This is a genomic window from Lacticaseibacillus casei DSM 20011 = JCM 1134 = ATCC 393 (assembly GCF_000829055.1).
GTDB lineage: Bacteria > Bacillota > Bacilli > Lactobacillales > Lactobacillaceae > Lacticaseibacillus > Lacticaseibacillus casei.
In genome coordinates, this window is sequence record NZ_AP012544.1 from 1,970,641 (window position 1) to 1,997,348 (window position 26,708).

The following is a 26,708-nucleotide window of genomic DNA, read 5'->3' on the forward strand; positions in this document are numbered from 1 at the left end:
ACCGCAATGCATCTATATTTTAAAGCAGGCGCGGGGCTGATCCTGATCACGTCAGCCAAACCCGCCTTTGAGACCGCAATCGACCTAACTGCTGGTAAAGGTTTAGGGTAAACTTTCTCACATTTCCTCTGGACCGCCGAATCGGCTTTGGGGAGCCGAGGATGGCCATGGGGTTTTAGGAACGTTATTAAAAATAGTTAAGTTAATGCTCAGCTTAAGGTTGGCCACCCGCCTTCCTCCGTGGCTGCCAAGTTGCGACAAAAGTTAGATCTAGACTAACGCGCCGTCAACAGAACTTGGTCAGGCCACGACTGAGACGCTCGCAGTCTATATTGATCAAATCTAAAAATGATCACAGACTAACCACGTCAAGCTACAAAGGAGCCGCCGATAACAAGTCGGCGGCTCTTTCGTGTTGAGCGCGAACAGGAGCGCTTAGAAGCTGGAGTGTAAGTGGCCGCATAACAAAATGGCTGGGCTTTGGCCATTTTGTTATGCGGTCCTTACACGCAAGCTTCTGCGACTGTGAGCGCGTTATAGAAGCTGAGCGTGAGCCAGCCTGGTTAGAAGCTGGAGCATAAGTGGCCTCGAGCCTGAATGGCTGGGCTTGGGCCATTCAGGCTCGAGGTTCTTATGCGCAGGTTTCTGGGCTGGCGAACGCGTTATAGACAGTAAAAAAGAACAACTACAACCAGACAAGTATGATCCATCCAAGCTGGAAGAATTATTCTAAGCCAACACCTCGCCTTGCTTCCTCAAGCAATCAACGCTGCCCCATGTCCAAACGACCCCGGCACACGCACCTGTGCCGACGAAAACTTCGTCGCATGACTCAACGACTCTGAAACTTTCGCATCAAGTGTCGGCTTTTTCGAGGAATATAGCGTAGCCGCAAACGAAGTAATATACGCATCCCCTGCCCCTAACGCATCCACCGCTTTAACGCCAAGCGCCTGCTGCCAAGACATCGTATCCTTGACCAGCGCCGCCGAGCCGCGGAGTCCCCGCGAGCAGACAACCTGATCGCAACCAGCTGCCGCAACCCGCCGGCACAGAGCCTCCACATCATCATCAGACTTGGCTTTCCCGGAAAGATACGCAAGGTCAATCTGCGGCGCAATCTTTTTGAACACCCGATCGTTGTCAATCGTTGAAAAGTCATAAATTTTAGGCGCCGTGATGGCTGACAAAAAGGCATCCGCACCACTTTCATTATTTAAGTAGACTAAATCAAAAGTGTTGATGTACGCGATATCATCAGGACTCAATTGAAGCTCCTGGACCGGTTCGCCAACCGTTTTCTGGCGTTTACCGTCACTGAGTCGCATGGTCGTGAAGGCATTGGGACCGTCGTACTGCAGCGAATGGCTGATATCGACACCCAGCTCGCTGAGCGTCCGCCGCGCAAAATCACCGCGGGCATCATTACCAAACGTGCCAAAATAAGCAGCCTCTAGCCCCATCATAGTCGCAAAAACCGCCGTATTGGCAGCATGGCCGCCAAGAAACATCTTCTTGTCTGCTGGATAAAGGTCAACGACATTGTCTCCGATCGCGATGATTTTCAAGAGTCTTTCCTTCTTTCCCACACGAAGCGACATCAGTTGTGTCAGCGCAAGGATAACTGGTAATGCACTACTGAATTTAGTTTACCACAGGTTGTTATGGGGTGCGGTCAGCTTCGGGGATAACAAAAACAATAGCTGGTAGACGACGTTTAAAATATGCAATTAAAAAGCAGCCCAGTAGCCAAAAGTAAGCGACTGTTCTGGTACGATTAATGAGGCTGCTGCCCCCAAGGGGGTGTCCTTATGACGTTGAAAGAATTCTTTGTTTTGGTTATCGCACCGCTGGTTACTAGCATCATAGCGGGAATAGCCACAACGCTATTCGCCCGTTAGTGGAACGGACGGCGATAGCCATGCAGTAGCCCATCCACCCACACGCCTGTCAGCCGTAACGGGCGAAAAAATAGCCGTATCCCCGACCCGGGATACGGCTATTGTGCTCTTATGACTACAAGAATTCTTTGTTTTGTCGCTACAGGTATAGTATCACGAGATTTCAAATAGATCAATTTTCGGGGATGTAAAAAAAGTGGACATTCTGTGAAGAACAAAAACAACGGCTCATTGGGTGCTTCTGAAGAACTCGATAAAATTCAAGTTGAGTAAGTTGCGTGGGCTTAAATCCCACTTTTCAGCATATATTGGCCATAAAGTGGAAAGCTAATCCCATATAAGCAGTATATATTAGTTTATTGTGGTGATCTATGATCCAAAAAAAGACTTTTCTAACAGTCTTTCTCGTTGCCATCCTTTTTAATAGTTTATCGAATTTTGTGGTAACCTACCTCGTCCGCCGATAACCACTGATGAGATAAGTGGCAGCGCTTACGACAACGAGGATGAGGCCGAGGATGCCAGTTGCTAGACTGTTCGCGACTTTGGCAGGCGTCAACCACCGAACAAGTATCAACGTTGCTATCAATAGCAGGCTTCCAGCTACTTTCCAATTTTTTCTAACCATCATCCACCGTCCTAACTGCCAGCCGCTGATTGTTGACTATCAGTTTATTTATACGCGCGGCTTGTAAAGGAACTATGGCGGTTTTGCAAAAATTGAATATCGATTGTGTAAATGAACTGCTTATTTTCTTGTCAGTATTATTAGCACCTTCATAAAGGCTAATGCCTTAAAAGCCCCATCATCGATCAATTGCAAATCAATCAACGACAAGGCTTATTGAGTCTCTAATACGAATTTTTGGCGCTACCATCGCAATAGCCTTTTTTACCGCGCCAAATTCCCCACCACTTTAATCTTCACCCGATTTGCATTTTCCGGATGGTAAGCCAGCGGCACCTCATCGACTTCGACCACTTCAATCGTGGCTTCATCTGCACCTGATTCGATGGCCGCAGCAATCGCCTTTTTCTTGGCGTCGGCCATGGCTTGATCGCGCGGAATCTGGTTGTATGGATAAATGCGGCCGTATTCGCCGGAGACCTGGCTGATCGAAGCGCCGATCGCGTTGGCCACGCCGCCGAGCGGATCGCGCACCAGCTTGCCGACGCCGTCCAGATGCCGCGGCGCAATGATCGCACCACCGCCAACCAAAATGACGGTGGCCGGCTCGGCGCTGGTTTTCATTTTATCAATGGCCACCGCAATCATCTCGCCGATGGTCTTTAACGCAGCTTGCGCAAACTTAAGCGGAATTTGCTTCACCAACTCGGGATCGCCGACATCGGACAAGCCGAGGCGCACGGCAATGTCGGTCGCTGTGATTATATTACCGCCAAACGTCAGCGCCTTGTCGGTAATTTGGTAGCCGACCGAATCCGGCCCGACCCTGACACTACCATCGCGCTGCTGGCGGACGATCGAACCGCCGCCTAAACCGATTGACATAATATCCGGCATCCGGAAGTTCGTCGCCACGCCGCCAACGGTCACCGCAATCGATGACTCGCGCGGGAATCCAGCTTGTAACACACCCAAGTCAGTCGTGGTCCCGCCGATATCGACCACAATCGCATTCTTCAAGTGCGACAGATACGCCGCGCCGCGAATACTGTTCGTCGGCCCAGAGCCAATCGTCAGAATCGGAAAATGCCGGGCATACGCCGCCGTCATCAAGGTGCCGTCATTTTGGGTCAGATATAACGACGCATGCTTAATCCCCGATGCCGCCAGCGCCTGCTCGAAGCCGTCCACAGTATTTTCGATGACGCGGAAAAGGCCGGCGTTCAGGATCGCGGCATTTTCGCGTTCGATTAAGCCGAGCGAGCCGACTTCATGCGACATCGTGACTGGAAAATCGGCGCCATAAGCTGCGTGCACCAGATCGGCGGCTTGCTGCTCCTGATCGACCCGCAAAGCAGCAAACACCCCGATGATGGCAACCGAGTCGACTTCCCCACGCCACTGCTCCAGCACCGCGTTGATTTCATCGGGATCAATTTCGTTCAAAATCTGGCCATCATATTCGTACCCGCCTTTGACAACCGCATACTTGCCTGACAACTTGTTCACCAAATCTTCCGGCCAGGCCGTGTACGGCGGAATCGCCTCAGTTGCCGGATACGCCAGACGCAACACCCCGACGCGCGCAATATGTTTACGCTCCACAATCGCATTGGTGATTTGGGTCGTTCCGAGCATGGCCTTGCTGATTTGATCGCGATCAAGCGGCTGATCAGCAAGCACCGCTTGAATGGCGTTGCCAATACCGGTTTGAATGTCTTTGGTCGTGTGGCGTTTAACCGAATTAATCACGTGATGCTGGTCGTCCAAAAGAATCGCATCCGTATTCGTGCCGCCAACGTCAATGCCTAATCGATACATGCTTACCCCTCCTTCACCAGTTCTTCAACTGGCCGATAATCGTAATCGAAGCCAAAGTAACGCGGCCCGGCCGTTTTAATGCCTGCCTCCGTTCGCCAGCGCGCATCTGCCGGGGTGGCCAACACTTTCACACGCTTGCCGTATTTAATGACCTCGGTCGTGACCGGCAATAAGGTGTCCGCATCGACAATTTCAATCAGATCAGGCGTCATGACCAGCGGCTTCCCATTGCGCAATGCCAAAAGATTCTCGTTTTGAATCAAAACGCTGAGATGCTGATCCTGAAAATCGTTGAAGCCATCAATTTTAATATCGCCAACGTTGAACCCGCGCTCGGTGCGCCGCTCGACATCGATGACTTTACCTTCAAAAATTAAATGCCCATTCGTGACTTCAAGAATTTCCGCCAACGCCTTAGCCGGATTCAGGTGGGCATCGCGGATCCGCAAGCCGACCTGTTCGCACAGCGTGACAATACCGCGAATCCCGTTTTGCTTAATCTGTGCACCGCTTGAAGGATACAGCGCCACTGTTGCACTGCCGCCCATTTCCACGGTCTGGACTCGTGCCAAGCGTTCCGCCCACTTCGCGTCAATCGTTTTGATCACGCCTGCGTTGCCTTTTTCATCCGTGATCACCATGGGCGTTGCTGCCACGCCGCCTAGATAGAACGTCACCATCTGTAACTCGGGAAACGCCCGTCCCATGCCGTCGCAGTCCACCAAGGGAATGCCTAGCGACGCCGCCAGTGCAATCGGCACCATCGAGTTCACCCCGCCGGCCTCCATGGGAAACGTGCCGACGAACCGGTGCCCAGTATACTGACTCAGCATGGTGAAAACCCGTTCGAACTCATCACCTTTGGGAATCTTCTCCATCATCACAGCCGGCGCCCCCATAATCGCCGCGGGACAAAAATAATCGTCATCGTTGATCTCAGAAACGTCTAACATCTTCACGGGACCATTTTTCTTAATGGCTTCCAACGCCATCAGCTTGCCTAAAAAGGGATTACCACCACCGCCAGCGCCAAAAAAAGCTGCGCCAGTCGCGATGTTTTCGATTGATTCTTCGTCTAATAACCGCATAATTGCCTCCTTAACATTCACCAGTACACGTCTTAGTCCAACTCAGAAGCTTTATCCCACTCCGGATGCAACTTCGCGCCGGCGTAATAAAGCACAAATGCGAGGATGATGCCCAACACCGGAATATTCGGGATGACGGGCCACACAACCGGCAAAACGCCAACAACCGCGCCTAACGCCCACGCGGACAAGCCAAGCCAGTTCACGCCAGGCACTGACTGCCAACTGTGCAAGTCACCACGATGAATCACCCAATAGGACGCCGCCATCGCACCGGCCACCGGCGGAATCATGGCAGAAAAGATGTTCATCACCGGCTCAAAATAGTTCAAAATGCCGATAATCGACAAAATCGTGCCGCCTACACCGACTAGAAACAGCGTCAACTTGCGGTATTTTTCCGGGATATTAAAAATATTCGCCACGGCAATCCCGCCAGAATACGCATTCACCACGTTGACTTTCCACGTGCCCAAAATCAGCGCCAGGCCACCGATGACCGGCGAGCCGATTTTCATGAAAAGACTGCTAATATCATTCGACTTAAACGCAATCGTCAACACCGCGCCAACCGCAATCATCAAGACACCCGCGGGAATGACGCCGAAAATCGCCGCCTTCACCACATCGCTGCGCTTTTTGGAAAACTGCGCGTAATCCCCGACAATGACGCCGGCCATCGCGAATGAGCCAACCGTCGACGAGAAGCCGTTGACAAACGACACGGTGCCACTCGGATGATAGGCTGCAATCGTCGCCGCCGCGTCCTGCTTAGCAAACGCGAACCACAGGCCATACAAAATGACAATCACCAAATACGGAACGGCGACGTAGGCAAGCAGGCGAATCAACTTCACGCCATACATCGCGGTCACCACCATCAACAACCCTGTCAACAGCGAAGCCAGCCAAGCGGGAATCGGCAAACCCAAATACTTCAGCAAGTTGTCCACCGCCAGACCGCCAACATTCGCCTGAATGCCAAACCATCCCAACGCCGCAATCGCGATGATAATCGAAATCACTTTCGACGACCCAACTTTTCCAAACACCTGTTGAGCCACCACGACCGCCGGCTTGCCTTGGTCAACACTCTGCATCCCTTGCGACACCATCATCAAGACGATGAACCCATACCCGGCCAACCCGGTCAAAATTGCGGCCGGAAGCGACATCCCCGTAACCAGGCTGCCACCAAGAATCAAGCTGGGAATCGAGACCAACGCCCCACAAAGAATCATGGCTAAACCGAACCAAGTTTGATCACGTTTATTTTCTTCCATACTCGGCACCTCACATATTTTTCTAATAATTGCGGACTTTTCAACTGAGTTCGCGGGATAATTTGGGAATTCAGCTGAAATGTAATGGTTTGATTATAGAATTATGAGATTAGTTGTCAATGGGTTCATTTGATTTTTAGGTTAAAACTTGGGTGAGGTTTTGACTTATGCGCGTGTGTTTAGGGTGTTCTGATGGTGATTGGAATCGCCGATAGATCTTGTGTGAGCCAAGGCTTTGCGGCGGAAAGGTTCTGCAGAAATTAAAAAAATCCGAATCTGCATATGATTTTTGCAAATTCGGACAGTTAAATTTTAATTTTGTTATGAAGATAACTGGAGTGACAGAATGTTAACTCATTCGCCACTGCAATGTTCAGAGTGAAAGTGCGTTTTTCGGATGGCAAATTAAAGGCAGGGCTACAGTTTAACAACTCACGGCCTTACCATTAACCATCAATCCCCAAAATCGCATTAATTTCCTGACTATACAAATCCGACTTACCGCCAAAGACCGCCTGGACACCGCCGCTGACTTCCAACACCGCAATCGCGCCTAGTTGTTTCATTTTCGCCTTATCGACTTTCGCGCTGTCAGCAACCGCCACGCGCAATCGGGTCGCGCAGGCTTCGACGGATTCGATATTCTGATGGCCGCCGAGCGCATGAATGATTTGCATTGACTGCTCCGCCAAACCTTGATCGGCCGATGCCGTTTTTGGCGAATCTGCCGTACCGCCAGCCAGTGAAGTCGCCGGTTCATCGTCCAAAGCCACTTCCGAATCGTCGCCCATACCCGGGATCATCACCCGAAAATGCGTGATGCAGAACCGGAAGACTGCGTAGTAAATCACTGCCCAAGCGAGACCGAATGGAATAATCAACATCCAGTGAGTTTTGTCTTGCCCTTGCAATACGCCAAACAACAGATAATCGATCAACCCGCCGGAGAATGAATTGCCGATTCGAATGTTCATAATATCGGCAAAGTAGAAGGACAGTCCATCGAGAAAAGCATGAATCACGTAAAGCCACGGCGCAACAAACAGGAACGTATACTCAAGCGGTTCCGTGATTCCGGTTAAAAACGACGTTAAGGCGCCGGAAAAATACAACCCGCCATTTTTCTTACGCCGCTTCTTTGGCAATGACCGATACATCGCGTAAGCAGCTGCTGGAAGCCCGAACATCATGGTCGCAAACCGGCCGGCAAAGAACCGCGTACCGTAAGTAAACAATCCAGTATGATTGGGATCCGCTAGTTGCGCGAAAAAGATGTTCTGGGCGCCGTTAACGGCATGCCCCGCAACCACTTCCGAGCCACCCAAAGAAGTGTACCAAAACATCGGATAGATAGTGTGATGCAACCCCACCGCGCCGGTCAGTCGAAGCAGAAAACCGTAAAAGAACGTCCCAATGCTCCCCATGGTGGCAATGCCTTTTCCCGCCGATGTCAAAACGCCTTGAATTGGCGGCCAAATCAGATAAAAAGTCACCCCCAGCAAAATCGCCGCAATCGACGAAATAATCGGAATAAACCGCGAACCGCCGAAGAATCCCAAAAACTGCGGCAATTCGATTTTCCGAAAATGATTGTGCAGATAAGCGACCACACCGCCGACCACGATCGATCTTAAGACGCCAGTATCAATCGTGGCATCCTTAGCCGAAAACATTTGCAGCAAGCCGCTAATTGTTGCGGTATAAACCAGAAATGCCACGGCACCAGACAGGCCTGCCGTGCCACGATCACCTTTCGCAAGACCAACCGCCACACCAATTGTAAAGATCAGCGCAATGTTAGCAAAGACAGCATTCCCGGCGAGGTTCATGACTTTTAAAATCGTTTGCAACCACGCCTGGTCCAGAAACGGATAAGCGGCCAACGCGCCTTTATTGGTTAATGCCCCACCCAACCCAAGCAGCAACCCTGCTGCCGGCAGAATCGCAATTGGCAGCATAAACGCTCTGCCGAGTTTCGAAAACTGCTTAAACATCTTACGTCCTCCGTTTGTTTAATTTTTAGTAGTTGCGTCCAGTGCCGCGACAAATCGCCGGGCTATTACCAGCGGACGGGTAATAGCACTCCCCACCACGATGCTCGTCACGCCCATCTGCTGAATCCGCTGTGCTTCCTCCGGCGTATTGATGTGCCCTTCCGCAATCACATCAACGCCTTCGTCGACCAACCTCTGAATCAGCGTAAAATCAGGGCCATCATGCTTGCCACTTTCCGGTGTGTAGCCGCTCAACGTTGTCCCCACAAAATCAATACCCGCATCCCAAGCGTTCACCCCTTCTTCAAACGTTGAAACATCAGCCATGAACAACTGCTGCGGATATTTTTCTTTAATCTGCCGAATAAATTCGTTAATCGTCAGGCGGTCATGCCGCGGCCGCAACGTGGCGTCTAACGCAATCACCGCCACACCAGTCGCAACAAGCTGATCCACCTCGGTCATTGTAGCCGTGATAAATGGCTGTTCCGGCAAGTAATCCTTTTTGATAATGCCAATAATCGGCAAATCAACCGCTGCCTGAATCTCTTTGATATCGCGGACCGAATTTGCCCGAATTCCGACCGCTCCCGCCTGTGCAGCGGCCTTGGCAAAAAGCGGCATCACCCCACCGTTCGGACTGTACATCGGCTCATCCGGTAATGCCTGGCAAGAAACAATCAATCCATGATGCACTTTTTGGATGAACGCTGTCTTCTCCATTCTCCGTTTTCCTCCAATTCTTGTATTTTTGGATTTTAATTCCAAAAGAATCGTAGCATCTCCGACAACCAATGTAAACGGTTAATTGGACATTTACTCCAAAAAGTGTCAAAATTTGGAAAGAAAATGGAGGAGGCTTCCGTCCCAATGGCATACGCAGACATCATGCACAAGCATTACAACGAGCTCACCAAATCGGAGAAAAAAGTGGCCGATTATGTCCTCTCGGTTGGGCAAAAAGTCATCTACGCCACGATGACAGACATAAAAAAAGCCACCCATGTAGGTGACGCAACCATTGTCAGATTCTGTCAAAAACTCGGCTATTCCGGCTTCACCGACTTCAAAATCGAAATCGCCAAAGAAGACTTCCCTAAAACCAAACCGGCGACATCCGTCCACTACTACGACCACATCGCCCAGCATTTAAGTGACGCCATCAAGGCAACCGCCGCTCTCATCAAACCGGAAACTCTCCAAACAGCCATTCAAATGATGACCAACGCCACCCGCATCTGGATCTTTGGCGTCGGCGGCAGCGGCGAAATCGCCCACTCGCTATCCTCGATCCTCCTCCGATCCGGACTAAAATGCACACCAGAAGCAGACCCCCACTTCCAAGCCCAAATCGCCTCGCTCCTCAGCCCCAACGATCTAGTCATCGGCATCTCCCTATCCGGCAAAACCAAAGACACCTACGATTCACTAAAAATCGCCCACGACAACGGCGCCAAAGTCATCGCCATCACCAACGCCACCGTCTCCCCAATTGCACAGTTAGCGGACGTAACACTACAAACCGCCATTGAAGAGTTTCTCAATGGCGGCTCGGTGGCTGGGCGCGTGTCCCAGTTGTATATTTGTAATGTTTTGGCGGAGGGGTATGAGCAGATGAATCATGTTGATGCGTTGGCGTTGAAGGAGAAGGTGCTTAGAGCGATTATTGATAAAAGTATTGGGTAAATCTTGTACTATAAATTGAAAAGTAAAAGTAAAAATATTGAAAACTATTTGCTTAGACAAATCGTTTTCAATCAAAACTTATCATCCATATGCGGACTATTCAAAATAATCTTCATCAAGCTTCAGCAACTCATCATGGTACCGAACTTGAACGCCCACGTGGTATTTAAGCATTAAGCCTGATAACCGTATGCCATCTATTAGCACAATTGAAAATCCCTTTGCGGTTTCTTGGGCCGATTTGCTAAAACTTGATGTTGTGATAAACACACCCCGATCAGCATGAACCCGAGAAAGTGCTCCATAAAACGTATCAATTGCTGGGCGTTGGACAATATTGCTTGCCTGATAACGTTTAGCCTGAAGATAGACGGTGCTAGTACCTAAAGGATCTTGATTGATGATAGCATCAATGCCACCATCATTGCTTTGTGGAGTTACAATCGTTGAACCATTTTGTCCTTGATAGCCCATCTTCGTCAATAAATCCGCGACAAGATGTTCAAAGAAAACTGGCTCGGATTCTCTGATTCTCTCTATAAGTTCGGTGGCAATACGATTATTGTAAGCAATGATTTGACCCCTAATTTGGTCTAATTCGTCAATATCGATTGTTCCCAAATCCTGGGCGTTTGAGAATCCATCTTCTCGGCTGCGCTGGGCAAGCTCTTTTTCGTGCGTTTGATATAGCGGCTGTTCATGCACTTTTTTGGAGGTCAGCTTCACTCCATACTCCTCTACTAAATTTCTGCCAAGCTTCGTCATTCGATAAACTGCACGTCTGGGACGCTGCAAGAGTCCCCCAATTACCAATTCGGACATTGCCCATGAAATACGATCTTCAATAATTGAAGTTTTATGTTCAGGGCTTAGTTTCTTTTGATAAAGCTCCTCAGGCAGATTAAGCAGTGAAACCGTTGCAGCAACCAATTCTTGACGATTCCACTGCTCTTTTGTACTTGCCGAAAGCATAACCGGTCCCAAGAGACCATCCCAACTTGGCAAGCCATGGTTACCTTGCTTTAGTTCAGCATAATTAATCATAGATTCTCCTCACAACGGTATCAGTGTCTCAGTTTGCGCCTAAAGCTTTAAACGCTGCGTCTTCAACCGAACTATAAAAATTCAAATTAAACGAACTCATTAGATCTGCAGGTACCGCGCTGATCTCAGAAGCAGACGATGTTGGAATCAAAACACGTTTTGCGCCGCTATCCTGTGCCACTTGTAAAACATCTGGCAAGTTGTCAATACGAGAAATCGTTCCTCCTATTGTAAAATCGCCCAAGATCACAAGTTGATCAAGCGTTGGCCGTCCCAAAGCAATCGAAACCAAAGCAACAAACGTAGCCAAAGAAATATGACTTGATGGCACTGTATTATTTAAGTTCGTTTCGCTGACTACGAAGTCGCGGGCTTCAGCTGCAATGCGTTGATCAATGGATTTATAGTTGGCCTTCAGGTACTTAAATGCTGTATCCATCGCTTCTTTAGCCTTCCCACTTGAACCAACACCAGTCTTACTAAGCTTGCCACTACCAGGAACCACTTGCGTTTCAAGTTTGATCAGGCTAAGTCGCTCACTATCATCATATGCCACAGTATAAACGTGCCCAGGATTTTCTTGTCCCACAGGAATTAGTGAACTCGACCCTGACTCAGGCACTGAAACGAATTTCTCCTCAAACGTCTCTTTGTCTATATACGAAAAATTGACGTCATAAAACTCCATGCCACCAATCCGCTTTAATTGCTCTTTAACTCGACGGCGCATTTCTAAAGCAAATTCAAGAACTTTGGCAACCTCGGCCTTATTAAATATACCATTCGGATAAAGTAACTTGATCATTCCAGATACTGTTTTGCGAACAGCGATCACATCACGTTGATTAAGCTGTTTGCCGAAGTTAAAGTATGGATCGATTGCATCTCCATACGAAGTCTTACGCAATTCGCGCATCACTTCGGAAAAGTAATCCGTTATAAATCCAAATCCCTTTGTAAAAAATTCTGGCCTGTACTTTGGGATCTCCCAACCGGGTAAATAGTTGTGAATCCGATCAAGAAAAGCCGTATCAGTACCCATCACTTCTGGAAATGGCTCAAACAAGTTTGACGTGCGCAGCAAGACATCCACACTTTGGTTAATATTTCCAACAAATACCATGCTTGCGGATGCTTGAATTTGATCGCGGCCACGCGCAAAAGACCCTGACGCCATATAGTCTTTCATAATCTGTACGCCATCGTTGTCTTTAAACTTAATCCCTGCCACTTCGTCAAAAGCGACAACATCCCACATGCCAACTAAGCCAACTTCACGGCGAGCCATATTGTAAAAAAGATTAGCAACCGTCGTTTGGCCTCCTGATACTAAAATCGAATCAGGTGATAGCTCTTTGTACACATGTGATTTACCAGTTCCGCGAGGTCCCAATTCAACAAAGTTATAGTTATTTTCGACAAACGGAATTAGTCGCGATAACAATAACCACTTTTCGCGTTCTGTAAATTGTGTCGGCTCCATGCCGGTAGTTCTCAACAATACATCCAGCCATTCATCGGTCGTAAATGCTTTGCGACCTTCATAAACCTCTTTCATATCGACAAACGGCACTTGAATTGGCGTCAATTTTTCAATTGTAAAGTGGTCTTCATTATCGTGCTGATACTCCACGCGCACAATTGACCAAATACCGCCAATTAAAAGCCGCTCATAATCCTGAACATAACGTTCATCAACGGGTACGTTCGTTAGTCCTAGGTTACTGAAGAAAGCTTCATAACGGTCTGCGCGTTCATTCAACTGCACTGTCAACTTGTCTATAACAGTGTATGCTCCGTTTTCACGAATCTTAGATTTAACCATCTCAGCTTCATCAGGGCGAACATAATTATGCGCCAAAGTTTTCTTAACCCGCTCAACACCATCTTCGATCAGTTGTGGATCTGACGAATTGGCGTATTGTCCCAGTAAAAACTCCAACACATAAATCGGAACATTAGCACCTTCTTTAATTCGTTGGGTAAGATCTTTTCGCACAAAACGTCCCGGAAAGCTTTGTTCTAACTTAGCAACAGTCGGATCAACTTGAGGGTCAGCCTGACTACGATCATTATGCTCATCAGATGTCAAAATCAAACCCTCCTCCGACCGTCAAATCCATTTGATATTGAATACGGTCTATTTCTCCAGAATCAACGTTTTCAACCACCAAGAAGTACTCTTGTGAACGATCAAATTCCTTGTCCATCAACGGGATTCGGCCTGTGATTCTACGTTCCTCAATATTTTTTTCCTTGTAATCGGCAACAACCTGTATTTCGCCCGAAATATGATTGCCTTTATCATCTTCAAAGAACATTTTAAAGGTTGCCGGTTTTACTAAATCACTGATCGCATCTTTTTGAACAAAATTGACGATAACTTCACGCGTTGTAATTCGACGCACCGGTGTAACCAGCGTTAATTCAGCATAACTAGCCTGGGAACGACCGCGTCTGGCACGGACATCAAGCACAGGAATAATCATCTCTTGCGGAGAACAACCGCCATGTACATAGTTTTGTCCTGCTCCTGGCACTGTGAACACGTTGCCGTTTTCAGGGTAAAAGACGGATCGAGTATCATCGGTGTCAAGAATGTCTCCTAGCTTGGCCTGCCCAACACCAATCTCATTTAGTTCACCTTGCCCGATTGCATATCGGAGATTCTTCACTTCAAAAACCATATCGGTTGGAAGATTAATCTTGTCCGTAGAATCAAGCGGCTTCCGTCGATAAATAAACCCGTGATCAGCCGTCACGATAATGTGGGCAACCGAAATGTTCCGTAGCCGATCAATACCGCGCTGCAGTTCCGAAATCGCATCGCTAACCGCTCGGAACACTTTCGCCTCTGATGCTGGCTTGTCACCAACTGCATCAATTGTGTTGTGATAGAAATAAATGACCTTTTTACCGGCAATAAACTGTTTTTGTGCCTCGGACGACCATGACAAGAATGTATCCAATCCCTCCGCGTCACTTGCTGGTTCAGCTTGCTGAAGAATAGCCCTGCGGAGCTTAAGATTGGTAGCTGGTTTCTCATCGACTAGTAGTTCCTGGCCAGTGGTATATCTCAATTGATGATTGGGCAATAACTGGGGCATACCAAAATAGGTCACTGAAGGCAACCCAGTAATCGCACTCTGCATTGAGGGGGTGTACAAATCTTGTTGATCAAGTCGACGTTGAAGTTCTTTCGCAGCCTCAAACCTAAATGCATCCGAAATGATAACCACAATGCGATCCTTTTGGTTTGAAACAAAATTCGAGTAGAAGTCCCTCTGCTGATACTGCGGTGGAACCAGTCGTGGTTCGTACACTTTTGTCCAGTTAGAAATGATTGGTACAAGTCGATTATTGTTATAAACGCGCTCAACTTGATCTGACAACTTGTCAAACATCGGTTGGAGATCCACTGGCAAATCATTTCTCGCCTTGTTGTAGCGTCGATATGCCATATCGATTTTATAACCATTCTCCGTATACTGGCTCAACTGTTCGAGCACACTTGCTGGTTCGGTATCAGGTGTAAACTGCTCGCTGAGAATTAAGCAAGCATCCCCTATCATGTCATCCGCGACCTGATACTGTTTGCCAAAATGCATGGTCGTCCGCTTCTGAGCGATATCGTTCAAGGACAGCTGCCCAAGCATTTCACCAGTATTTCCAGCAACTAGCTCTTTGTTAAGCCACTGCAAAATCCGTTTATCAATTTGCGGAAAAGCGTCCACTTTAATTAAACGAGTCGGGTCAATTTGTCCAAAGATTCGATCACCGTTCAACTTTTGCCAAACCATCTCAGCCGCCCAAGCATACTTTTCCTGCAAGTCAGCTCGTTGTCGCCAATTAAGCATAAATGAACTGACATTAGTGAGGTTCGCTAATTTATAATTTGCAAAATTCTTTGGCAAATCGGTATCCAGCTGAAAATAGGCAAAGTTCAAGAACATAGCCGCCAAGAGCTGATTTAACTGATGTTTACCAGTATACCCGTAGGCGGCACTAATAAACTGCCAGAACTCCTCTTGCAAGTCGTACTTATCAAACTCATCCAGTAAGACATTCTGGTTATCAGTTTGCGCGGCAATAACTGCCAGAAGAATGGAAGTCAACTGAATATCTGTTGTCTTTGCTAATGCCGCCATTGCAACTTGATAAGGATTCTTACCGGGCTGATTCAATTGTTTAAACCGTGCAACTCGCTCTTTATTGTTAAAGAACTTAGCCTGATCACGAACAAATTCACGCTGACTATCTGGTAAGCCAAGTTCCTTTTGCAACATCGCAGCAGCATCTGCCGTAAACTCCTGGTTATACAGTTCCATGTCGGTTAAGAAATCTAACGAAATCTCGGGTTTCGAATACGGTGAATAAACCAATGCGCGCTTCCCAGCTTTCTCAAGGTCAATCAAGTGCAGTTTTGTCTTCACCTGTTCACGATGATTTAACACGACAATTGGTTCACGAATCTTTTCCCTAAGTTCGTCCAAGTTGTCGGTAAAGTCCCCATTTGCGTCGTACCAGAACACAAAATGCGTCATGTCATTGAACAGTTTCTCAATACCAGCCACAACATCTTGCAAACCAACTTCAGCCATATTTCCTCCTGCTAAATACCAATCATTCTCAATGTTTACTTGCAATAAGTATAACGAAGCACATCACTAAATACCACAAGATGACTGTTCTTTTGTTCACTCCAAACTATAATCAGAGCGTCATCAAGAACCTGGTAACGATGATTTCTGAGGAGGATTTCGACGTATCCAAGGAGGGGCAGGTCGAAATTATTGGGTGGTTGTATCAGTATTACAATAGTGAACCAAAGGACGAGGCATTCAAAAAGAAGAAGTACGACTCTTCCGAGATTCCAGCCGTTACGCAACTTTTTACGCCTGACTGGATCGTTAAATATCTAGTTGAAAATTCTCTCGGACGATACTGGATCCGAGTCTTACATGCTCGAGGAGATAAGCGATCCGCTTCAGAAATAGCTTCTAATTTTGCCTGGAAATACTTCATGCCCGAAGCTAAGCAGGAACAAGACTTGGCACAACCAGAATTTGCCGAAAAAAAAGTCGAGGCTATTACGTTTGATGATCCAGCAATGGGATCAGGTCACATACTGATCTATGCCTTTGAAGTTTTCTTACAGATTTATGAATCGGAAGGTTACTCACGTCGAGACGCTGCCAAAAGCGTAGTAGAGAACAATCTTCATGGTTTTGACATTGATCGTCGGGCATTTCAGCTTACCTACTTTGCGGTCATGATGAAGTTCCGTGCTGAGAATCGTCGTGCTCTAAGATTAGATTTGCGACCAAACGTTTTTGAGGTGCCAACAACCGGTCTGACATTAGCCGACTTTGGTATTGAGAAAGATACAAACAAGCAAATAACTAAAAATCTAGCTGAGCTACTGGCAAATTTTAAAAATGCAAAAGAATTAGGCTCACTTCTAGATTTTTCGACAGTTCAACTAAACGACGAATTAATTAATTCGATTGTTAGTACTAAAAGAGTAGGACAATTATCTTTTGATGAGTCTCAGAGCTTGGAACATCACAATGAGCTTTCTAAGCTAATTGCTGTGGGCACAGCATTACAGAATCGCTACGTGATAAATGTTACGAATCCTCCCTATATGGGATCTGGAAAGATGCCATCCATATTATCAAGGTTTGTAAGTAAACACTATCCAGCAAGTAAATCAGATTTATTTGCAGCCTTTATTGAACGTCTTCATGGTATGACAGATGAAGATGGGCTGTTTGCGATGATCACACAACATCAATGGATGTTTCTCTCCAGCTTCAAGGCGCTTCGTGAACGCATGATGAATTGGCCAATTATTAACATGGCACACCTTGGCACACGAGCGTTTGAAGAAATTGGCGGTGAAGTGGTACAAACCACGGCATTTGTTATACAGAAGCATCCTGAAAGTGAATACGTTGGCACTTATGAACGCTTGGTCAACTTTGATTCTCAGTCAAAGAAACAAAAGGCGTATCTTGAAGCGGTCAAGACTCCTTCTCTTAACTATGTTTATCGTACTAATCAAACGAATTTTGAGAAGATTCCGGGAAGCCCTATTGCTTATTGGGCAAGTAAAAATCTAATTATTGATTTTGAAAAAGGTGTTAATTTAGATACGATTGTTGACCCTAAGGCGGGGCTTACGACGGGGGATAATGCTCTATTTCTTCGGCAGTGGTTTGAAGTTAGTTCTGAGAACATTTTTTTTAATGCTCACTCAAATGAAGAAGCCACTAAATCAAGTGCCAGGTGGTTCCCCTACAACAAAGGAGGTTCCTACAGAAAATGGAGCGGAAATTATGATTTCGTAGTTGATTGGAAAAACAATGGAGTTGCAATTAGAAACTTTACCAGAGGAACAACACAAATCAAGTCTCGCGTTATGAGTTCTGATACGTATTTTCATTCAGCAATTACCTGGTCTCTCATAACAAGTGGCGGATTCAGCATCCGTTACCGTCGTTCAGGGAGTATTCATGATAGTGCTGGCAAAGAGGCTTTTGGATCGGAATCTAACTTACTTTTAGTTTTAGGGTTACTTAATTCAAAACTCGGAGACTATATTTTTAAGTTATTGAACCCGACAATAAATATGCAGATTGGCGATTTTAGAAACTTTCCAGTATTGAAAATAAACTCTCAATTGAATATATGTGGAATCATAAAACAAAATATTGAATTATCTGATTTGGATTGGAATGTTGATGAAACTTCATGGGATTTTTTAACAAACCCGTTAAGTGCTTCTATCGCTGAGCATAATCGAGCATCTCCGACAAAATCCTTGCATTTCAAAGTCATTTGTGACAAATATGTGCCAACTATGCAAGGAGGTTGTGTTAATGGTTAGTTATCAGAAACGCGGAAAGGTTTGGCAGTACGAAATATCTTACAAAGATCTTGACGGTACATACAAGAAACTGCGCAAATCCGGTTTCGCGCTTAAGGCTGATGCAGAATTAGCTGCAAGCCAGATAAAGTCGTCTTATATTGACGTGAAGCAGTTTAAAGCAGGTAATATAACATTGGCGGATTATTTCGAACGCTGGATTCATCTGTATAAACAAGGAGCGGTCACTAAAGTTACGTATATCAAGTATGAGAACACACTCAACCACATCCATCGCTTATTCGGATCTCTCCTACTTCGAGACATCACGCGCTCTATATATCAAGAACGGCTAAACGCCTTTGCAAAAAGCCACGCTCCGAGGACTGTTGCCGCTCTTCATAAACAGATTAGATCAGCTATCCTTGATGCGATTGATGAGAAAGTTCTCCAGTTAGATCCAACAAGAAAGGCCATTATATCCGGAAGAATTATTCCACAACAAAGACGAGCACTGGATTATAAAGAATGGTTAACCCTGGTTCACCATTTAGACACAGCAGTCCCTAGTCAAATGATTATCTACCTCGCCGCGGTGACAGGTCTCCGCTTCGCAGAAATACTCGGCCTCACTCCACGAGATATAGTTTTTCAAAAAGGAGAATTGACAGTCAACAAAACGTGGGACTACAAATATCAGTCGGGTTTCAAGAAAACCAAAAATAGAGCCTCCAACCGAACAATCCTTTTAGATACAAAGTCACTGGAACATCTTCGTGACTTTATTACCACCAATTGGCAACCGTCTCCTGATACGCCACTTTTCATACACAACAACAAGGCCCCTGTTAGTGCGGAAATTAATAAAGAATTGTCCCATAAGCTAAAGTCTTTAAACCTTCCTCGAATCACCTTCCACGGTTTACGACACACCCACGCGTCTATTCTGCTTTACCAAGGTGTCAGCGTTCTCTCCGTTTCAAAGCGTTTAGGCCACAGCAACATCACAACTACACAGTCCACTTATCTACACGTAATCAAAGAACTAGAGAACAAGGACAATGATAAGATCCTATCAATTTTAGAAGAAATATAAATTGGCACATTTCTTGGCACAACAAAGGCGATCGCACACCACGCGATCGCCTTTGTTGGTCATTTAATTGGTGTCAGAATTTTAGTTCCTGCTTGAAGTTTCTCGTGGTTTACCAACACGCCATCATCTAGATCCAAATCTATATTTAGATTTGCTACGTGCTGAAGCTGCTCATCATACTTCACTAATTCTGTCATCTGTTTTGTCAGTTTACTGATTTGCTTCTTATAAGCATTTTTCTGGCGAGTCTCTTTTTCCTTCTCTGCAAAGTTTTGAAGCTGTTCGAGACGCTGCTTATATGCTTCTTGCAGCGGATGTAAATACTTCGTCCGAATCATCGCCATCGTCCCAGTATTATACCGATGCAGGTACATTAAGCCAACAAATCCGCCGTTTCTTCCAGAATTTAATTCCCAATAAATTGGTCGTTTCTGGTAAGTTGAAAGATGATCCTTTTTGTAGAAGTCATCTCGAATGTATGAACGGATTTGTTCTTCTGGTGTACTACCTCGCTTGCCCAAAGCATTAGCAATAAACTTCATGTTTTCAGCCAAATGCTCTTCGCCAAAAGTCGTGGTCAAGAACTCTTTGAATCTGTTAATAATGTCCCGCGAATCACCAAAGTAATCTTCATCAGTTAACAAAATAAAGTCATCGGCACTGGGCTTAAACGTTTCATACTTAGTAGAATCCCACGACCCTCCTGCAAAAGCGAGGCCTGGTGTGTCGATCGAATAACGCCCAAAGACACAGCCAATGAAGTAAGAAATAAATGCTTTAATATCCCGCGTCAAGTCTGCTTTGCGAACAGATACCTCTTTATCGTCTTCTTCAGGAGACAACTCGTCCTGCAAACCATAGAGATCGATAAAGATGCGATTTAGCTCCTCTTCGTTTGACTTCAGCTGGTTAAAACGATCTTCTGCTTCTCGCTTCCACTGATTGAACGCAGCTTCAACTGTCCAATTTCGATTATGCTCAGCGATACATGAAACTAACAGATCCCATTTAAATCCCCAAGATCTTTCATCTAAATTCCAATCGACATGGCAAAGAACAATATTTTGTCTAACCTTCTCGGTTATATTCGGTTCTTGTGCGGACCTTGAAACAGGTAGATTTAAAAAATATCCTGATTTCATATGGATCGTTGGGTTTAAGATTGACAGGAGATAATTTCCAACCGTAGAATTCGCAAACCCCATTAAATAGCGGTCGGATATATTCTTCTGCTTTGAAAAAGCGGATAAAGCATTGCTTTCGAATAGCATTCCTGGCAAGAGGAGTCGCATGCTGAATTTTCCGCTAGTAATGTCAGACCAAGTAAATCCAGAATGGAAATAGAATTGTTCATTTGGTACAATTGCTTTTTGTTTTGATGCCCCAAGATGTTGCTTGATCTCATTACCATTGTTTTCCCAATTAATGACATATTCTAAATTACCGAACCATTTTCTGTACGGTCCCCCCTTTGAAATAGGAGCCCACTTTTTTGAAGCGCGAGCGAAATCTATTGCATCGCATGCATTAAATTTTATATTTTGAAAAGAAACTTCATACCATCTTCTGAGAAAACGCAGGTTATTGCCAGTTTGAATACCAACTCCGGCAAAAAGAAAATCACTAATTGACGGAGAATTCTGAAATTTTTCAAATACATTTTCTGGCACCCAATAAGCAACTGGGCTTCCCGGAATCTTTTCAAAATTCGTTTGATTAGTACGATAAACATACGAAACTGACGGATCTTCAATGGCCTTTTTAACATACTGCCGTTGTATTTCCATGCCGCCCTTAAAATCTGAGAGTTTTAGGTAAGTCCCCGTAAAATTATGGCTCTGAGAATTTCTGACAACAAAAGTGTTGATCGGAACAGTCGCCTCTTCAAACGCAGAATACTCCATTTGTATTAAGCTTGATATTTGTTGATTTTCGAGAATGTTGCGACGCAAGGATTCATAAGTCTTTATAAACATCCAAACGAAAGGTGTCATGAATGCCGCATATCCGTTTTGTTTCGTCATGTTGATATTTTTCCAGATAAATACTGAAAAGAGATCACCTGAGTATGGCTTGTAGTACTTCTTCACAAACTTTTTGAGATCGCCATTCATTCGGTTCAAGTAAGGGGGATTAGTCGCAACTACGTCAAACTTAGTCTGAAGAACACTTGCTATGGAGACCATTTGACCTAGGGCCTTTTTTGCTTGATGAATACCAAAGACATCTAATCCAGTATTCTCTGGTAATGTATCAATAGCTTGCCGAATTGCTACAAGGTCATAATTCTTTTCGAAATGCATAATTGAACCTAACAACTTGCCCTCTTTGAAAGTCTGAATAAGATCACGAATATCGGCAATCGTTTCAGAGTTTCCTTTAAGCTCTGCAAATACATCTTCCGGTATTTCCTGCATATTCTCAAAGACGTTTAAATGATGTTGAATTGGTTTGCGCAATATTCGGCGGTTGTATTGCCGAGCTTTCATCATGAGCGCAAAGTAAGCCAACTGGTAAGCACGCTTGTCAATTTCCAGACCGTACAAGTTATGTGCCAAAATCATGGCTGCAGCTTCGCGATTACTGTAACCTTGCTCGTCATACATTTTGATCAGTAAATCAAAAGCATAGACCAAGATGTGTCCAGAACCCATCGCGTCATCAAGAACTTTCAAATCGGCTAAATCTAAGGGCTTATCAGTGCGTTCAATAGGTCCTGGCAAAAGATATTTCAAATCGTCCTTAATTGGCGAGTTTGGATAATGCTCTAAATAAAGCTTTCCCAGAGAATTATCAATCATGTAACGAACTACCCAATCAGTGGTAAATAATTGTGTTGCTGCTGGAATGTCACTAGTTTTGACCGGGCCGCCATTGATGTTCACAACCTGATCGTGTGGCTCACTATTGTAATACTGATACAACCACCCAATAATCTCGACCTGACCTTCCTTGGACACATCGAAATCCTCCTCAGAAATCATCGTTACCAGGTTCTTGATGACGCTCTGATTATAGTTTGGAGTGAACAATAATTGCATGAAGTCATCCGTTTTTTCGAACAACTCCGGCAAGTTTTTGTGTAAAGCATTCGCTTGCTTAGTGAACAGCATTGCATATGCACTGTCCATATCTTTAGGTAGCTCAGTTTCCTGTGCCTTTCTAATCAGGTTGCGTTCGTCAGGCGTATAGCCTCCGAGCGCGTCCTCAGCATCAAATGCGTCCCGAAGAATGTCTGGTTCATTGCGGTGTGTTTCTGAAGAAAGCACACGAACACCACTAGGTAAATACCCATTAACTTCCATGAATCGAATTGCAATAATCCGGTTAAACCATGTATAGGCAACCTCTTCGGTGAGATCTTTAATTGCATCTTTCAGACTCTTGTCTTTGGCCATCGCAGTTAGACGATTGACCAAAGCTTGGCGCCGTTTGATGTCTTCCCCAATAACGGGCGGCACATCCGGACCGTAGAATTCAATTTGGCTGGTTGATCTTTCTTCCTTCGCGGCAATACCAGACTCCGTAATGCCGAGATTGCGGAGACGCAGAGAAATGTCAGTGATTAATTCTCGACGAGCTTCAACCGCGAACTTGTTAATGGCTTTTTTATCCATTTGTATCCTCTCTGATTTAACAAAACGGCATCAATCTATTTCCAATTTAATAACTTGATTCTGCTCGCTTGATAGTTTTGCCTCTAATCTTTGTTTGAAAAGGGCTGCGATCTTCTCTATATCCTCGGAATCTTCAAGTTTATAGTCGCCCGGATCAAGTAACTGACGCATTTTAACAATTCTCTCTGCCTTTTTAACTTGGACTTTTGGCGTCACCAGTTCAGGATTTGTGCCTTCCCCAGAATCGTCCGACTTAGGCTTAACTACCGGTGGTTTAACAGCCAGTTTAGCTGTCATGTCGGCAATGCGGCCAGTAAGCTGTTCCAATTGTGATCGGGCCTGAGCAGGCTTTACCGCTAGTGCATTAATTGTAGTGGCATCTTGACCTTCCTTAGCAATTCGGTCAATGACCATCACGAATTCCTGTTTCAATTTTTCTTGGGTCGTAGCTTCTAAACCCGAATCTGACAACCGATCCAACCCGCGTTTCTTAAGTTCTTCGATCTCGGCCAAGTATTTAGCTGCTTCCTTATCAAATGCTTGAATAAACAATTCATTGAATTGAGCGCGCAGTTCTTTAATCGATGGAACCGTTTCCTTGCGCAACTTCTGCGATTTTAGGGCAGTTTCCAATTGCTTTGCTATTTCCTTCAAATCACCGTCACTCAAAAAGTCACGAGATTGTTGGTAATTACGAACTGCTTCTAGTCCCTGTTCCCAGATCTCTCTCTGGGGAATGGAAAAGTAAAAGTCTCGGATACCATCATCAATATAATCTTCATGCCAGTCTTCCAACCTGTCAGCATTTTTAAACACATAATCATAGAAAACACTGGCGTCATTAATCGTCACTAAGTCTTTTGACATCCGTATCCCAGTTTGTAACAAAACATGGCCTGGGAAGCGCTGATCAAGATTCTCAAAATCCTGAAGATTCTTTAGGTCACTCTGAATTTTAGCTTTTAGTTCGCTAACCATCTGTTCTTCATTGTCTGAGTCAAAGGTCTTCTTATCAAAAACCTCCGCAGCGACTTCACGCATCTTCTTAATCTTATTAGCTGGGATCTCCGGTCGAACTTGGAATGCAAGATTGGTTCGTTTCTGCTTTTTGGTAAAGAACTCGGTCATTGCTTTGGAAGAAATCCCATCGCTCAAAGTATTTATCGGCGATCCATTAAAGAACATCTTTAACTTGCCATCTGTCACCAGCTTTGCTAGCAACCATTCGATGTCTTCTTCGGTGTAACCATATGGGATGCCACGGAATTTAGCCAAGATACTCGTCATGGTTACATGGGTGTTATTCTGATTCTCTTGAATTAGCCAGTCAGTCAAAGCATCCAGCGCCTGACGGTTGTCGCCTTCATCGATTGATAAACGATCCGGATCAAATAAGTCTTGGATATCTTTTTCAGACTTGGCGGCGTTGATATAATCAAGCTTCCGATAGTTATTGTCAATCAGTAACTTCATCGCAGCGTCTAGCCGATTCTTGAAGCTGGCTTCGGATTCAATTTTTCGACCGCCAACATAAACGTCAGCATCATCTAAAGCGTTAGTCATTTGAATATTTGCCTGCTTAAGTAATTGCACGCGCTCACCTTGACGGGCATCGACCATGATCTTGTATCGTTCATCTCGTCCCGTTGGATTAGTGTTAACAAAATGTTCAATCTTCAGGGCACGGCGAACTTGGTCAATGTAATCTGATGTAGCTGGTAACGCAACCAAAACAGCATTGCTTTCTATTCCAGAAGAAGCTTGCAAAAAATCCGTTTCATTTTGAAAATCACCGTCTAAGGGTGTAACCACATGAACGGTTAAAGGATTGCGATGTTGCACACTATCAACATTGTCAATCTTCTTGTCAAAGTTGAAGATATACCGGCCGTTCAATTTGGGATACGAGTATGCTCCGTTTAGGGCTGATTTTCCCTCAAACAGATAGTCACTAATCTGTCTGGAAATGTCACCACTCTCAATTTGCTGATTCTTGATATCGCGCGTAATGTCCTGCTCAGCATCAGTCAAGAACTCATAGGTCTTATCGCTCAGATTATTTTCCACGAATTCTTGATTCACCAAAATGGTAAGCGCATCGGATACGCGCTTTTTCAACACGACTCGATCTACGTCTACTTTATCGATCATCAAGGTCGTAATGTTGTTCAAGGTTGCTTTGAATTTCTTGACATACTTCACCATAAACAAAACCTTGAGGATCTGTAGTGTAAATGGATTGTCCTCATGATCTGGGTTAACCTTCGCAGATTCACGGGCACGTTGAATCACGATCGCATGGGTATGATCAAGAAATTGATCTAGTCCTTCAAAGAAAAGACTGAATGGTGCCAAAACATTATCTTCAGATGTCATCATTGCTTCGGCGGATTCTTGGAACAACGACAACATTGAGCGTTCGCCTTCAGACAAATGCTTGCCTTCCGAGCCGTTTTCTCGAATAGCAGTTAACACGTCCTGCAATAAATCAAATTGATATGGAATAAATGGATAGTTTTGCGCAAAATCACGACCAGAATTGTACTTTGGCCGGCTAATGCCGTCGTCGAAATCAATGGCATTGTTGATAGATGCAGCATTCGCCTCGTATTTCGACTCTAACAGATTTTCTGCTGGTTCCGTCTTAGTTAAGAGCCGTTGCCGAATCACTTCGTCAACATTAGTTGAACTCATGGCAATTCTGGTTTTGAATCGCCCTTGAATTTTCGAGAAATCTTGTCCTGAAGCAATATCCGTTACTTTGTCGATCGCCTGTTGCGACGTGACAACGACCCACGCTTTACCATGTGTTTTTGTGCCAAGTTGTTCCACAATCGTTTGCAAGTTCAACATCCGCTGGACACTATCACCAATAAATTGGCCCACTTCATCAGCGAGGAAAATAACGCGATTACCAGTTTTTTTAGTATAAGCACTCACACGATCAGCAAACTCCTCGATACTGATTTCATAAGGTGTACTTAGCTGTTCAATGAAACCCTCTGCATTAGATTCACTTGCATAACCGCTAGCAACCATAGCCGCCTGAATAGTACCCTTATTAAAATAATAGGCATCGCGTAGTTCTTCCCAAGATTGATGTTTAGGATCAATAGAGCTTATCTGTTCCTTAAACGCATCAAATTTGCCCGCATCTGTTAGTTTTCGCTCCAACTCAGCGATCCAAAAATCAACATCAGTGAATCCCTGCATTTCGTTAAAGACCTGCATGAAGACTTTTAAAATGGACTGCTGATCAGTTCCGCTGTTGTCCTTAGCCTTAGCATCAATGTTGAACAAAATAACCTTATTTTTAGCAGCCGCTGCGGCATGCATATCGTTAAGCACCATCGGATCATTGATCTTGTCATCAAAAAAATCGACAGCTGGTTTTTGATTAACAGGACGATTCGACAAAATGTAAGAGATAATCTTTAAAAAATGTGATTTCCCAGAACCGAAGAAGCCTGAAATCCACACACCCATATCATCCGTTGGGCCATGCAAGCTCTCGTTGAAAGCACTGAAGAAATCAGCAAAATGGCGTTGTAACTCTTTTGTCACAACGTATTCTTCAAGCTCCTGTCTTACATTTGCGTCATCATCTTGATCAACTTTGATGACACCTTGAATATTTCGATCGATCGGTCGTTTGAACAATTCTTTAATTTCCATGCCC

The 26,708-nt window shown here is 45.3% G+C and carries 14 protein-coding genes; 3 read left to right on the top strand and 11 right to left on the bottom strand.

Going from position 1 to position 26,708, the window contains the following annotated elements; all coding sequences use genetic code 11:
• Nucleotides 1-755: 755 nt before the first annotated feature.
• The 6 genes from LBCZ_RS09635 to LBCZ_RS09660 all read right to left on the bottom strand — a co-directional run bounded on the left by LBCZ_RS09635 (nucleotide 756) and on the right by LBCZ_RS09660 (nucleotide 9,438).
• A complete protein-coding gene (locus tag LBCZ_RS09635) occupies nucleotides 756-1,568 on the bottom strand; it encodes a PfkB family carbohydrate kinase (protein WP_010491672.1) in 813 nt (270 codons plus the stop codon).
• Between the two features lie 1,225 nt (nucleotides 1,569-2,793).
• Nucleotides 2,794-4,350 (bottom strand): hydantoinase/oxoprolinase family protein, encoded by a 1,557-nt coding sequence (locus tag LBCZ_RS09640; RefSeq protein ID WP_025013010.1) that lies wholly within the window; start codon nucleotides 4,348-4,350, stop codon nucleotides 2,794-2,796.
• A 2-nt stretch (nucleotides 4,351-4,352) separates the two neighbouring features.
• Complete coding sequence (locus tag LBCZ_RS09645; protein WP_010491676.1) at nucleotides 4,353-5,438, bottom strand: DUF917 domain-containing protein; 1,086 nt, start codon at nucleotides 5,436-5,438, stop codon at nucleotides 4,353-4,355.
• A gap of 32 nt (nucleotides 5,439-5,470) precedes the next feature.
• Nucleotides 5,471-6,721, bottom strand: coding sequence for a cytosine permease (locus LBCZ_RS09650; RefSeq protein WP_025013011.1), 1,251 nt, complete (start codon nucleotides 6,719-6,721; stop codon nucleotides 5,471-5,473).
• Between the two features lie 446 nt (nucleotides 6,722-7,167).
• The gene (locus tag LBCZ_RS09655; protein ID WP_025013012.1) at nucleotides 7,168-8,715 is read right to left on the bottom strand and encodes a PTS transporter subunit EIIC; all 1,548 of its coding nucleotides are present in this window, start codon (nucleotides 8,713-8,715) and stop codon (nucleotides 7,168-7,170) included.
• An 18-nt stretch (nucleotides 8,716-8,733) separates the two neighbouring features.
• Complete coding sequence (locus LBCZ_RS09660; protein WP_025013013.1) at nucleotides 8,734-9,438, bottom strand: N-acetylmannosamine-6-phosphate 2-epimerase; 705 nt, start codon at nucleotides 9,436-9,438, stop codon at nucleotides 8,734-8,736.
• A gap of 147 nt (nucleotides 9,439-9,585) precedes the next feature.
• Here LBCZ_RS09660 and LBCZ_RS09665 point away from each other — a divergent pair, with 147 nt between their 5' ends.
• Complete coding sequence (locus LBCZ_RS09665) at nucleotides 9,586-10,401, top strand: MurR/RpiR family transcriptional regulator (RefSeq protein ID WP_010491684.1); 816 nt, start codon at nucleotides 9,586-9,588, stop codon at nucleotides 10,399-10,401.
• 96 nt (nucleotides 10,402-10,497) lie between these two features.
• Here the strand turns inward: LBCZ_RS09665 and LBCZ_RS09670 are convergent, their stop codons facing one another.
• Genes LBCZ_RS09670 through pglZ form a run of 3 tightly spaced genes read right to left on the bottom strand, consistent with a single transcriptional unit; the run spans nucleotide 10,498 to nucleotide 16,046 of the window.
• Nucleotides 10,498-11,445 (bottom strand): restriction endonuclease, encoded by a 948-nt coding sequence (locus LBCZ_RS09670; protein ID WP_025013014.1) that lies wholly within the window; start codon nucleotides 11,443-11,445, stop codon nucleotides 10,498-10,500.
• Between the two features lie 28 nt (nucleotides 11,446-11,473).
• Entirely contained in the window at nucleotides 11,474-13,537 is a 2,064-nt protein-coding gene (gene brxL, locus LBCZ_RS09675; RefSeq protein ID WP_010491687.1) for a protease Lon-related BREX system protein BrxL, read from the bottom strand.
• Nucleotides 13,527-16,046 (bottom strand): BREX-1 system phosphatase PglZ type A, encoded by a 2,520-nt coding sequence (gene pglZ / locus LBCZ_RS09680; RefSeq protein ID WP_010491689.1) that lies wholly within the window; start codon nucleotides 16,044-16,046, stop codon nucleotides 13,527-13,529. Before pglZ ends, brxL begins: the two co-directional genes overlap by 11 nt.
• An 80-nt stretch (nucleotides 16,047-16,126) precedes the next feature.
• Between pglZ and pglX (LBCZ_RS09685) the strand changes: the two genes are divergently transcribed.
• Together pglX (LBCZ_RS09685) and LBCZ_RS09690 are read left to right on the top strand one after the other, a co-directional pair.
• A complete protein-coding gene (gene pglX / locus LBCZ_RS09685) occupies nucleotides 16,127-18,337 on the top strand; it encodes a BREX-1 system adenine-specific DNA-methyltransferase PglX (protein WP_138083540.1) in 2,211 nt (736 codons plus the stop codon).
• Entirely contained in the window at nucleotides 18,330-19,412 is a 1,083-nt protein-coding gene (locus LBCZ_RS09690; RefSeq protein ID WP_010491694.1) for a site-specific integrase, read from the top strand. Before pglX (LBCZ_RS09685) ends, LBCZ_RS09690 begins: the two co-directional genes overlap by 8 nt.
• A 59-nt stretch (nucleotides 19,413-19,471) precedes the next feature.
• On the opposite strand, the gene pglX (LBCZ_RS09695) is transcribed toward LBCZ_RS09690, so the two are convergent.
• Entirely contained in the window at nucleotides 19,472-23,029 is a 3,558-nt protein-coding gene (gene pglX / locus LBCZ_RS09695; protein WP_041084749.1) for a BREX-1 system adenine-specific DNA-methyltransferase PglX, read from the bottom strand.
• A 30-nt stretch (nucleotides 23,030-23,059) separates the two neighbouring features.
• The gene (gene brxC, locus LBCZ_RS09700; RefSeq protein ID WP_025012991.1) at nucleotides 23,060-26,704 is read right to left on the bottom strand and encodes a BREX system P-loop protein BrxC; all 3,645 of its coding nucleotides are present in this window, start codon (nucleotides 26,702-26,704) and stop codon (nucleotides 23,060-23,062) included.
• Between the last annotated feature and the right edge of the window lie 4 nt (nucleotides 26,705-26,708).